Here is a 14312-nt window from a genome sequence, read left to right as displayed (position 1 = left end):
CTTTTCTTAGGAAGAATTGGAGTGCATTGTCTTCTCTGGAGATAATGTCTGCTCTGCCTTCCATGCCTAGTTGGATGGAACATTTGTTGGCGCCTTTGCCTAGGATGAGGCTGTTTGGTTCTACTGTTACTTCGTAGAATGTGGCGCCTACACCGGGTTTTTGAGTTGTGGCAATGGCGCCATTAGCATTACCATTAGCTTGGGGAGTAATGGCGTCTGGAGATATGGCTTTGACTTTACCATTGAGAGTTCCGTAGTCTGGATAAGGACAAGCTGATACTCGTAAGTTGACTTTTTGTCCTATTTTGACTTTGCTTACATCTTGGGAGTCAACGATAGCTTTTACTACTACATTGCTGTTGTTGGGTGCAATAGTAGCAATTTCTTCACCTGCTCGTACTGTTTGGGTGGAGTTTCTTAGAACTAACTTGAATATAGTACCGTCAGAAGGCGCCGCTATAACTGTTTGTTTAATGTCGGTTTCTACTTGTTGTAACTCACGAATATCTCGTTCTAGTTGTTTTTGAATATCAATTCGTTGATTAATTAAGGCTTGTCGTTCTTTGCTTAATGCTGCAAAGCTTGCTTTAAGTGTTGCTTTTTCTTGGGCTATACGTTGTTGTGCTATTCCTACTTCTGAATTACTGGGGTTAAGAATAGCTTGCGCGCGTTGTTTTCTAGCGCGCGCTGCTAAGACTGCTTGTTCTAAGCGTTTAATTGTTTGTTTTTGTGAATCTATTAATGCTTTTTGTGCTTCAACTGCTTGTTCTTGTTGAGCAACTGCTAACTGTGTTTCTTCTAACTGATTCTTAGAAATAGCTCCTTCTTTACCTACACTTTCGTATCTTTCTCGCTTTGTTCGTGCTGCTGCTAAGATTGCTTGAGTTGCATAATAGTTTGATTTTACTGATTTTAAATCAGCGTAGCCTTTATATAGTTCTTCTTGGGCGATTCTAATATTCGCATCAGCTTCTTGAACTTCTGCCACCGTTGTCAAATTTTTATCTCTATGCTCACGGATACGACCGCTTAATTCAGCTTCTGCTGAGGCAATTGTACGAGTTATGCGCTCTGTTTCGGCGCGAATTTGATTACCCATTGCATTTATTTGGGCATTGATTTGAACGAGTTGTAATTTGCCTTGTTGGAGATTGCTTTGCAGTTGGCTCTTTTTAGTTTGTAGACGCGAGTCGTCAATTGTGGCAATAATATCTCCTTTTTTGACTATTTGGTTTTCTTGGACAGAGATATGCATTACTTGACCCTCGGTTGCTGACTGAACAATTCGTAGTTCTCCGGCAGGACGGATGGTTGCTTGTGCTTTGACAGTAACTTTATACTTGGCAAATGAAGCTATAGGTATAGTTAGACTCAATACACTGAAGATAAAAATTCCACCAAACTGAGTCCAGCGTTTAATTGGGGGTAGAAAATTTTGTTCAACAGGGTTTAAAGATTCGTGTGTAAGCATAACTTGGGGGGAGAAAATCTTCTAAAAAATCTAAGTGTGTACCGGGTATTTCACGTAGTTCGTCTGGAGTACCTTGAATTTTTAGGCGCCCCTGTTCTAAAAGTACAATTACATCCGCACGCTGGATGACTTTGGGACGGTGACTAATCATGATTGTGGTTTTACCCTGACGATAATATAGTAGTTTATCTAGTACTTCAGCTTCACTAACTGGGTCAAGGGCGCCTGTAGATTCGTCTAATATTAATATAGGTGGGTCGGTAACTATCGCTCTAGCAATAGCTAACCTTTGTCGCTGTCCACCAGAAAGGTTGGCGCCAAATTCACCTAACACAGTTTGGTATTTGTCAGGTAAGTTACTGATAAAATCATCTGCACCAGCTATTTGACAAGCTTTGACAATTTGTTCAAAACTAATATTGGGATAACTAAAGCGGAAATTATCAACTATAGAGCGACTCCAAAAGTGCGGTTCTTGAGGAACTAATACAACCGACGAGCGCAAACAGTCTAAAGAAAGGTCTTGCTGATTATAGGCGCCATAACGAATATTACCTGATTGCGACTCATATAAACCAGCAAGCAGTTTAGCAAGGGTACTTTTGCCACAACCAGATTTACCAATTAAAGCAATTACTTTACCACCAGGGATAGTTAGAGAAAAATCTTCTAGTAAGTCAACCCTACCCGCATGATGGAAATTAAGATTAGTACAATTAATATCAGCATTCCCTGGAATTTCTGCCCAAGGTTTTTTAAAATCATTCTCGTCTTCTGGAGTCGCGTCAATAACTTCTGTCAAACGTTGAATAACTATTTGAGCAGTGATAAACTCGTCAGCTAACCCAATAACCGAACTTAAAAAACCAAGAAAATTACCACTCATCCCGTTAAACATCAGCAATTGCCCAATGCTTAAAGTCTGATTAATCACTAAACTGCTACCTAACCAAAGTAAACCAATATTAGTTAAAGTCGAAATAATACCCGTAAAAGTACCGCTATACAACCCTAGTTGCATCCGACTCCAGCCCAAATTAGCTAGGCGCCCGAAATTATTTTGATACTCTTCCCAAGCTTGAGGAGTAGCTTGTGTTGTTTTTAGTACCTGCACACCACGAAAGGTTTCCACAAGAAAACCTTGATTTTCTGTACCCAGTACTAAAAGATTACGGCTTTTATTACGCAATGCTGGCAAAAAAAGCAGATTAATACCTGTAACGACAATAAAAACCAGAATTGAAGCGCAGGTAAGTTGCCAACTGTAGACCAGCATTAAACTTAAGGAAACCAGAGCAATAAAAAATTGACTAGGTAAACCGAGAACAATTTGGGAAACTAAGGCATTAATAGCATTAACATCAGAAATACGACTAACTACTTCTCCACTACGGCGCCCTTCAAAATAAGAAAGAGGTAAATGTAATAGTTTTTGACCGTATTCTAAAATTAGTCCTAACTGCAACTTTTGTGCAAAGTGACCAATCAGGTTTGATTGTACCAAGCCAATAGCACTTCTAACTAAATTCATGACAATTACCCCAATTGCCACAGTAGTTAGCAACTGAGTATCTCCCCGCACCAACACATCATCAGTGAGCAGTTGCATCATAAAGGGAGAGGCAAGCGATAATAATCCAATAAATAAGTTAATTGCAATAGCTTGGGCAAGAATCATCCGATAAGGTAAAACCCGTTGAATATAACGCCCAAAACCGCCTATTTTATCAGACTCTTGTAAGTAAAAACGGCTGTCATCAGGTTCCAATAACAACATTACGCCATTCATCCAACCAGCGACTAATTCTTTACTGGTTAAATACCGTAGACCAACAGCAGGGTCTGCAATTACGTATTTATTACCCTTCTTGCCGTATAAAACAACCCAATGATACCCCTTCCAGTGAATAGTCGCAGGCAAAGGTATTTCGTTAAGTCTTTCAAGTAACTGAGGAGTAGCTTTAACTTGACGTGCATGGAAACCTAACGTTTCTGCTCCCCGTTTTAAACCCAGTAAACTTGTACCTCGCGAACCTGTACCAACCGCTTCGCGCGCGCGGTTAATAGCAAAGGTACGTCCATAATGTTTAGCAATAGTTGCAAGGCAAGCAGCACCACAGTCTTCCTCACTGTGTTGAAGAACAATTTGGTATTTCATAATTCCTATATTATGGGAAAAGAAAGCGGGGCATGGCGCCCCGACATATCCTGACAAATTTAGATTCTGCAATTGGAACAAAAGTTTGAGAAATCAGGTTTCAATCGACCTACTAAGCAACGCTGTATGTTACATCGTAAGTAGAACCAGAACCACTTACTCGGATTGTTTTTGTACCATTAGTTGGAGTGGTTCCTACAGTAAAACCTCCCAAATAGTCGTCATCGAACCAATCGGAGTCAAAAAGATTAACCTTTGCAGTACCATTGAAGTATACTGATTTGTTAATATAGGCAGTTTCCCCAGTATCTACGTCGTCTTTAGTTCCAAAGACTTTGGTACCATTAACTTTAATGTAAAGGTCATCTCCGTTACTCCACCCGAAGTCTGCACCTGCATTAATAGCAGTCGCATTATGTAAAATAAGACGGGCGCCTCCTTCAACTACAGATGCTTCTTGTGCAGTTAATTCGGTAAACAGTTGTTCGTTAGAATTAGAAAGTGACATAATTTTCTCCGAAATTTGTGATTAATTAGTTGTTATTTGAAAGCTTTTCTGTTGCTTTATATTCATAGTATGCTTGAAGACATAATTGAATTGTTGAGTGAAATTGAGGAGTGTCAAATAAGGTTTATTTTAGTATTTCTGCTAAATTCAGGAAAATTCAGGTAAGACGCAACGCCACTTTTTTTCTAAGCTGAAATGATATATATTTACCACAGTGTTTTTTAGTACACCTTAACAGGGGTAGCATCCTTGACTGCCCAGATACTTGGACGGGCGAGGACGCCCATCCCACAAGATGGTTAATTTAATTTTTGGAAGTCCCTAACTGACATCTTGCACCACGAGCTTATTGAGAATAAAAAAGCTTGTAATGCCTATTATTGCGTAGGGTGGGCACTGCCCACCTTACCCTTGTTGAGAAGGTGCAAGATGTAAGCTAAGTAAACGACCAGTTAAACAACTTCCAGCATTATCTATTAGTTGACTACCACGACTTAAGCTAATTAACTCATCTTTAGATTAGTTTTAAATTTGCGCGCATGACTACATCATTGTAATCTTTATCGCCGCCAAGAGGTAAATCCTCAAAGCCCCATGTATTGTTTCCTAACAAACGAATGTGGTCATATTTGCCAGGATTAGCAACTTGGAAAGGTACATAAACATCAGAGTTGTTATTAGGATTATTGTCTATAATTGCTTCTGGTGTACCATTTGCTATTATAAATGGCGCCAACAGTGAACCACCTTCTAATGTAGATTTAAATATTGCTGTAGATTGATTGTTAACTGTTAAATCAATTCCTGGTATACGTCCTCGAATAGCAGCTTCTATATAACCAGCATCACCAGGTTGTAAATCAACACTACCATTGTTATCAATATCAATGCCACCGTTGACATTGGCAATTTTATAGAAACCAACAAAATTATTGAAAGCTGCTTCTCTGTTCAATGTAAACTCAGCTTGTACTTGACCTGTTATAGAACGTAAATCAATCAATTCTCCTTGAAAATTTCCTTGGGTTGCTGTGCCTAAAGGTAATGAATCATTTGTTGCCTTTACATTTACTACTAAGTCTTGGAAATCAACATTGCTGTTACTACCATCTTTCCAAGCAAGGGAAAAACTGTCAGCGCCTAAGTCTGTAACCTTTTGCCTTAAGGGGTCAGAAAATAGTACGTCTGTGGCTGGTGTAATTCCAGCCCGTACAGCATCAGTTGAACTGTTTTTTACGAGATAAAATCTTAGGTTGTTACCGGAGTTAAATTCTAGCAGATGTTGTGTCAAATTGTTGGGATTAAAACCATTGGGAAGATTGGCGATTGCTGAGAAAATTACATTAGCTCGGTTTAAAGCTGCTTCGGTATAACCTACCGCACCTGGAGCAATACCTTGGATGTTACCTTGAGCATCGTCAACGGTAAATACTCCTAGTTCATTAACATTATTAGAACTTCGTCCAGTTAGAGTCACTTGAAGTTTTAATTTGCCACTGTTACTGGTGACGTTAAAAATATCATCGGCAATTTTTTCTAGCTTGAAGGTGGGTAAGGTGTTGTTTTGTTTAACTGTCAAATTAAATACGTCATTAACACTTGCTCCATATTTATCTGTCACTATTGCTTTAATGTTGGCACTACCGACATTGTTGTTAGTAGGTATACCGCTAAAGGTTCGAGTTGCGGGATTAAAGGTAAGCCAGCTTGGTAAGGGATTACCATTTTCTAAAGTGGCTGAGAAAGTAAGTAGATCACCAGCGTCAATATCGGCAAAAGTGTTTTCTGGGATGGTAAAGGTAAAGTTTGTGTCTTCGGTTGTAGTTTGATCTATGATTGCTTGTTTAACTGTGGGCGGATTGTTACTAGCAACAATAGTAGCAATAGTTGTTGTCGCATCAGCTTGAGTTGGGGCTATTTGTTTTAAACCCAAATTATCGGTAGCGACGCTATAGAAAGCGTATGTTTTTCCTGTTTCACCGTTATAGGTGGCAGAAGTGTCTGTGATTTTATCTTTCCAGAGAACATATTGACCGCCATCTGTAGCAACATAAATATCGTAGTAAACGATACCACTGCCGTTATCTGAACCTGTCCAAGACACGGTAAAGTTAGCATTACTGTTGGCAGCTAAGGCGTTTACTTTACTTGTGGGAATGTCACTATCCAGGGTGTTAAAGATTGCGGTAGTTTGAATTGGTGTTTGGCTGTTAAAAGTAATACTGGCTTGGGCATCAATACGGGTGCGATTAGTGAGGTTGGCTTTGGGTTGAATGCTGTAGCCTACAAAACCTCGTCCGGCGCCGTTTTGGTCGTTAGGAGGTAAGAAACCCTGAGTTGTACTGTTCGCAGCGTTACCAGTAGTGGGGTCAATAGCGGTAAATGTCCAGGTGACAACTCCTGTAGAAGCGTCCAGTCCAGCGTTGACATCGACAAAAACGCCTTTGGTACTGCGGAGGTCGAGGCGCCGACTGTAATTTTTTGCTCCGGTATCTACATTAATAGTGATATCACCAAACCCAAAGCTATTTAGGCTAAAAGTATTAAGGTCAAGGTCTGTATCGAGTTGTTGGGTGATGGTTACTTGGGCAACTGGGGTAGTTCCTTGAGCAGCATTATTACTAAAGCGGATGGTATAAGGAATGACAGCACCAGAAGTTAACCATTGTTCGTCACCAAAGCCATCGGGGTTAACAAGGGTATTGGGGTTATTCGCAACGTTGAGACGTTGTTGGCTGATGGCACCTTGGATAAATTCGGGGGCACCGTTGGTGAGGAAAATATCAACGGTTGCGTCTTCTAATACTTGTGGGTCGGTAATTCCAGCAGTGCGGGCGATTTGCTCGGCAGTCGCGCGTTGTTGGGGTGTGAGGGTATCGATAGTAACAATGTTGCGAGGAAAGGCCAAATCTGTAAAGGTAGCTGTACTAATTCCCGCAGCATAATCAAAGAGAGAAGTTTCTTGGGTAATGCGCCAACTGTTGCCGTAGTCGCCATAAAGTTGTTGATTGGTAATGGTGGCGCCGATAGCTGTCCCGTTCCGTAGGGCAAATTCATCATTACGGTTATTGTTAAAGTTACCTAAAAGTCCGACTACTTTACCTTTGCGGTTATCAGCTAAACCAAGGTTGATGTTGAGGAAAGTGCCTCTGTCGTTAACCAAAATTAGGTCATTATTAGCGGTGATGATGCTGTATTGATTACCTTGGCGAGTGATTAGATTTTGACCTACTGCATAAAGGGCGCCATCGGGGAGGGTAGTTGCATTACCATTAATGACCAGTTTTTGAGGTTGGTTTGCGTAAAGTGCAATTCGTTGTCCGTCGCTTTTAATTGCGATCGCAGCATTAGCAGAAGCACTGGTGCTGGTATTCCAAGGTTGTTGCCGGGTTTGGATTTCAAAGTCGTCGGTGATGGATTTAACAAGGGTGAATTCGCCAACTGCTTGGAAATCGTAGCCTAATCCGTCGAGGGTTTTGAGGTGAGGGTCGTTGGTTGTACCGCCGCCAGGGGTTGGAGTTTTGGGTGGTTTGGGTTGCTGATTTTTTAAACGCTCATATTCGTCTCTGACTCTTTCAGCCCATGATTGGCAATTATCATTCCAAGGGGTAGGAATAACAAAATAAGGATCTGGCTTAACATTCTTAACAGCTTGTCTTAGCAAATCATCATCGTAGTATTTACTAGCAGAACTTGGATCATAATTCGTTAAATTTTTTGGATTATCTGGTCTGACTTTACCATCATTAAAATAGCCTTCATTAGTTCCATCATCATAAAAAATTTGCTCATGGCCAATCTCTGTGTTGGTATAGTTATCTAAAGGATTACGACCAATTGGATAAAGTATGCCTAAATATCCATCTAGTGGACGATAATAAAACCGAGCAAAACCTATGGGATCAATATAAATTACGGGGTCATTTGATACATACCGATAAAAATTCGTATCCCCGCCATTGAACCCAATCGGATCAACTGCCGTAAACCGTCCCAATCCGCTATCATAAAACCTTGCCCGCATGAAATCGAGTCCATTACCCTCATTAGTAACGCCCCATTGACCTACATACTCAAATGGATTAGCAATGCCTTCAAGCTTGGTTAAATCTTCCCCAAAAGGTAAATAACTGTAACGGTTAACATAACTACCATCATTAGCCGTTAATCCTACAGTTGAACCGATTGCATCCGCATCATAATAATTACTATTGCTACCATTAACTCGACTGACTAAACCAATGCCGTGAGTATAATTGGCAACTAAATTGCCATTCCTGTCATACTCTCCGATAATATCTCTTAACCCAAGAGGATCTAGTAAATATTCCGTCCGTTGACCATTTAAGATAGTAGCGACGCGATTTCCTAACCCATCATATTGATAATCCCAAGTTCCTTGAGGAGCGACAACTTTAGTTAGACGATTTTCAACATCATAAGTATAGGTTGAAGTTTGTCCTCCTTCTGTTTTGCTAATCAAATTTCCATCTTTATCGTAGGTATAGACAGCATTACCTACATTGGTATATTGATTGAGGTTATTGGTACTGTAGTTAGTAGTCGTCCCATTATCCGTTACACCAATGCGATTTCCCGCAGCATCATATTGATAGTTAATGGTACGATTTGTAGGTGTAACAACAGATGTTAATTGCCCTGTTGCATCATAACCATATTGAAAAGTTCCTTCCAATGTAGTCATGCTAGTACGCCGACCTAAATTATCATAGGCATACTCAAACTTGGAGTTAACCGTATTGTCTGCTTTATAATTACTTAAACGAGTTAACTGATTCTGTAGGTCGTATTCATAAGTCGTATAAGTCCCGTTGCCGTTGGTTTCTTTAATTAGACGACCTGCACTATCATAGTCATAGCTGATAATATTTTCTCCAGTGGCATTAGTTAAAGTCTTTAAGCGTCCAACGGTGTCATAGCTATAGTTAACTGTATAACCATCTTGAGAGACAAGTTTGGTACGTTGACCATCAACATTGTAGGTATAGCTTAGAGAACGTCCTGTAGGATAGGTTATATTAGTAAGTCGATTTGCAGTATCATACTGCATCGTAATGGTTCCTGTTCCATCAGTAACACTGGTAAGATTTTCCTTGGTGTCATAGCTATAGGTAGCGCTAGAGCCATCCGCATACTGTTTTTTAGTTAGCTGTCCACTGGTGTTGTAGGTATATTGAATCGTATTACCGCGACGGTTGATAGAACTAGTAACATTACCCAACGCATCCAAACTAAACTGTTGGAAACTACCATCTGGGTATGTGATTTTGCTGAGATTGCCTTTTGTGTCGTAGGTATAATTAACGCTATTACCTTTAGGGTCTGTAAAACCTGTCAGTTGATTAAAAGTGGAATCGTAGGTAAATTTAACGTTTTGGCTAAGTAAATTTGTCTGTTGAGTTAAATTATCTTTACTGTCGTAAGTGTAACCAGTTTGACTGCCATTAGGAAGTGTTGCACCAATCAAATTTCCATTTGCGTCATAGCGGAAAATTAGATTTTGATTATTAACTCCTCGAATTTGTCCCCCATTTCCTCGGTCATCCAGTAAGATTGTTTGGGAGGCACCCGTATTATCCGTAATCGTGACCCCGCCAGTGTTATCGTAACTATAGTTTAGGGTTTGGGTTTGTCCGTTACTAAATTCTTTAATTAAACGACCTTGATTATCGTATTCAAAACTACGTTGATAACCTAAATCTGATTTTACCGATAAAAGAGAATATTTTTTTGCGGCAATATTTCCAGTATCGTAGGTGTAAGTCGTTGTGCCTTCAGGACTGGTGACAGATAGTAGGTTTTCTCCGGAAGCATCGTAGCTGTAATTGGTGATTTGTCCTGTGGAATCGGTAATCTGACTAATCCGCCCTTGGGCATTGTAAGCTAAGGTTAAACTATCGCCGTTGGTGTGAACCAACTTAGTGAGATTATTGTTGGTGTATTGCAGCGTAATTCGATTAGCGTTGGTATCTTCAACATAACTGAGTTTGCCATCAGTTCCAAACAGTGACACTATACCGTTAGCTTCTTTTAAGCGATACTGACCATTGGTAATGGTTAAGGTTGCACCACCATCTTCTGTGTAAGTGCCATCAGTCTTTTTCTCAAAAACACGCTGTAAATCTCCTACACTGCGGATAACAACATTTCCCTTGCTATCAGTCGTCGCGCGTAAATCCCACTGACTAGCCCAACCTCGTCCAAAACTACCTAAATTGTAGCGTTCGGCAATAGATTGATAGAAAGTACGATTAAATGTTAGAGAAAGCCCTGGTGCAGAATCCACCACGTCTGTTATTGTTGTTAAGCTTATATTGGACAGATTATTGGCAGTTTGTTGCCACTCAAAAGCAAATAAGCGATGTAAGTCATTAGTTTCTTGTCCTAATTGACTTAAATAATTGGCATTCTCCGCCATCACAGTTTGAAACTGTCCTGTAGTTGTTCCTAAAGCATCTGTTAAATTACTCCAAGTCACATCCCAAGCTTCTGAGCTAGTGTAATAGTCTGGGCGCGATTCTGCTTTAATGCTCGCCCAATTAATTACTTCATCTGGCTTAACTTGTTCAACTGCAAAGGAAATTAAACCATTGCCATTGGGGGTATAGTTAAAGGAAAATTCTCCACTTTTACCAGGCGCCAAAATTCCTGCTGGGCCATTATCACTCGTTGCTAATGTTAAATTTAGCAGTTGACGCAGAGTCGCACTAACAGTATTTTCTTCTGGGTAAGTAACTTGGGCGTTTGTGGGGGTTATTCTTAGCAGAGGTGCAACAATATCTGTTTGTCCAATGTTAGTGTATTTAACTGTAACTACGCCTTGCGCTGGATAACTCAACTTAACTTGAATATTGCCCAGAGAACCATCCGTTACGGTAAAAGTATCGTTGGAAACAGAACTATTTTGTCCATTCGCAACTTTAACATCGTATTTACCTGTAGCTAATCCCTGTAAGTCAAAAGTTGCCCAAGCTTCTTTTGCATTCACCCAATAAACTTTGCTAGCAGCTTTTTCTACGCCATTGGGGTCAACGATGCTTATTTGATCTGTTGGTAAAAAACTCTGCCCTGCAATAACAATAGTCGCTTGACCTTTATTACTACCAGAAGACCCTTGAGCAAGTCCTGTGATTAAAGGCGCATCTTTATCAATGATGGTCAAGGTTGCAGTATTTTGCTGTCCAATTGTTGTCCCCCCTGTTGGGTTTGTGAGGATTAATTGCAGGGTTTCATCTGGTTCTAGTATTGTATCATTAACGATGGGAATAGTGACTGTTTTACTAATTTCTCCATTAGCAAAATTAACGGTAATTGGTGTGTTGTTGTAGTCGCTAGGCGCCTTCGCTGTTCCATTTTTTAAGTTAATTGTGGCACTTGTAGCCCCGTCTTTTCCCCCAGTGCGAATAACCGTTACAGCAGCAATAGGTGTTCCATCTTCTCGAACACTAAATTGAGGAGCGCTAAAGCTTAAAGTACCCGGAATTGTTAAAGTGTCATCGTCAACAATTGTTCCTGTAACTGCTGTTGTTGTACCGATAGTGTAACCTGCACCATCTGCAAGGGTTAAGGTAACGGTTTCGTTAGACTCAATAGTGGTATCAGGTGTGGGGTCAATAGTAACAGTTGCTGTACTGGCGCCTGCTGCAAAGGTAACTGTCCCTGTAGTAGCATTAAAACTAGCAGTGCCTGTTTGGCTGTAGTCGGTGTTAAATGTGGCTGTACCACCTACATTAAAATTAGTAGTTAAGGCAGTAGTGAGGTTGCCACTGCGAGTGAAGGTATAAATAAGGTTGGTAGTACCATCTTCGGTAACGCTAGTGGGGCTAACAGCAAGAGTTATAGGATTAATTATTTGAGTAGAAGTTCTAGGCGCAGTTGTAACAATTTGTTCGTTACCTGCATTATCAGTAGCTATACTGTAAAAAGTATAAGTTTTACCTAACTCGCCGCTATAGACAGCAGAAGTTGTAGTGACATCTGTTAGCCATTGAGTAAAAGCGGCGCCATTAACGGATACGAACACATCATAGTTTTTAATGCCACTAGGGTCGGTCGCGCCCCAAGTCACGTTAATATTATTGCCGATAGTAGTTGCAGGTAAATTATTAATGCCACCAGTTGGCGGAGTAACATCTAATTGACCAGCTTCACCAGAGCCAAAGCGAGTTGTTGTTGTGTAGGTGGTAGATTGTCCTGGCGCCAAGGAAAAAACGTTTCTCAATGCGAGTGCTACATCATACTCAGCACCAGGATCAATAAATTGGTTAGAATCGCTGTCACCTCGCACTATTATATTCCGCAGGCTATTTCCACCCAGAACATTAGATTTGAGACTACTGTAACCATCTAATTCCCAACGGTTTGTAGTGGGGATAGTACCACCAGTACCAGCAATCCCAAAGAAAGTTGTATCTGTTTGTCCAGTTCCTCCACGGTCTGTTTCAAACAAAATCTCTTGTCCATCCTGAACAATTCTTCCACCCCCATCAGCTATACTGCCATCAAAGGCTAAGTCTCCATCCACATAGCGGATAATATCGAAATTGATTGTTTGAGTAGTAGTGTTAGTAATGGTGTAAGTCTGGTCTAATCGACTGCCTGTTCTTATTGCAGTGCTATTGAGGGTATCTTGAACAGTTTGTCTAAGTTGAAACTGTAATCCGCTAACGGTGAAGGTGCTATTTGTAATAGTGTTATTAGAATTAGTAAATGTTTCATTATTGCTAGCTGATGAGTTTAATTGAGTACGCGCTCCAGTTGTACCATTGGTGCCAATAATTCCTAGGGCAATAAAGGAACTGTAAGTTGTATCAGCCAAGGTTTTTGAACCAATTGGATCGTACAAAGCACTATCAAAGCCACCGAATTCATCTACCGTAACTCGTAATTCACCGTCACCACTAGCAGTTCTAATAACGTTTGTACTTTGTTCAATTGCGAGCGCTTCCCCATCCACTGTAACTATCCCTGAATCATCCTCTGCTTTCAAAGCCTCTAAGGTTGCATCATCCAGACTATAACCCCGTACTAACGCTGAGAAAATCGCCCCTTCATCTCCAGCACTATCCGTCTGATTCAGCAGTGTATCAATTCTATGCCCAAACTCCTCTAACACAACATTGACTACTGCTGCTAAATTATTCTGATTTCCTGCGACAAATTCCTTAGACAAATAAATTGTATTCGTCGCTCCAGCATAAGCACCATTCGCCCCATTTAAATCTGCCTTGGAAAGAAATACGATTGATGGTATCAAGCTAAAATCTTCATTTTCCCAAGCAGCAGCCAACTTTAAAGCGGTTTCAATCTGAAAATCCCCAAATGCTAAATGCATCTTATCTATGAACTCTGGACTGGCACCAAATTCCTTGAGATATTCCCGCACTCCTTCTAGCGCTAGTAATAGCGTTTGATTCAGGGAAGGGTCGTATAAGCTGGTATCTGTGGTTGTTGAATTTGTGATGTTAGTAAACATAAGATGTTATTTGTTTAAAAATTATAATGTATAAGAACTGTCCATATATCATCAAATTTACATACAAACATAAGGCTGAATTTAATCTATAGAAAGATTATTTATGAATTGGTTTTGCTCCTATTGAATATAGATTCATTAACTAAATAAAAAGAAGATGACTTACAAAAGCATAAATATTTATACCTAGTTATGGACAGCTTGTAGAGATTGTACAACATAATACATGATGTATATGTTAAAAATACAACATTCAATTTTTTTTAATAAATTATTAGTAATTATCCCAAACACTTATTGTTACGTTGATTGAGAACATGGGGTAGAGCTGACGAACGTATCATATCATGTCAGGGAGCATAACCATAATAAAATTATTGTAGAGACCGAATTAATACCGTCTCTACGTAACGTGGTAATTATGGGTAATCAACCGGACATAATATCACTAGGGGCAAAGTAGTACAAAAACTTCTTTGTAGTATGTTACTACATAGTTAAAACCCTCATTCTTTCGTTCCAACTCTGTGGTAACTTTGGCTAATTAAAAGCGAACTGGGTCTAGATGATTTATTGGATACCGATAGCTTAAAAGCTTCTATAGCAAGGTTTTCAGACTCACTTTCCCCCCTGGTGACAGCTTTGTCATCTCTACCCCTACTAAAAGATTACGGCTTTT

The 14312-nt window shown here is 40.1% G+C and carries 4 protein-coding genes; all 4 read right to left on the bottom strand.

Annotated elements, in window-relative coordinates; genetic code table 11:
• On the bottom strand, positions 1-1471 hold a 1471-nt coding region (locus AC2JBO_RS21145; protein ID WP_496955624.1), incomplete at its 3' end, for an HlyD family secretion protein.
• On the bottom strand, positions 1440-3629 hold the full coding sequence (locus AC2JBO_RS21140; protein ID WP_496955623.1) for a peptidase domain-containing ABC transporter: 2190 nt from the start codon (positions 3627-3629) through the stop codon (positions 1440-1442). The genes AC2JBO_RS21140 and AC2JBO_RS21145, both read right to left, overlap by 32 nt.
• Positions 3630-3741: 112 nt before the next feature.
• The gene (locus AC2JBO_RS21135; RefSeq protein ID WP_496955622.1) at positions 3742-4137 is read right to left on the bottom strand and encodes a hypothetical protein; all 396 of its coding nucleotides are present in this window, start codon (positions 4135-4137) and stop codon (positions 3742-3744) included.
• A 514-nt stretch (positions 4138-4651) separates the two neighbouring features.
• A complete protein-coding gene (locus AC2JBO_RS21130; protein WP_496955621.1) occupies positions 4652-13633 on the bottom strand; it encodes a Calx-beta domain-containing protein in 8982 nt (2993 codons plus the stop codon).
• Positions 13634-14312: the final 679 nt, after the last annotated feature.

Source organism: Calothrix sp. CBUCES-K 9914, from assembly GCF_059640475.1.
This window is presented reverse-complemented; position numbering and strand designations above follow the sequence as displayed.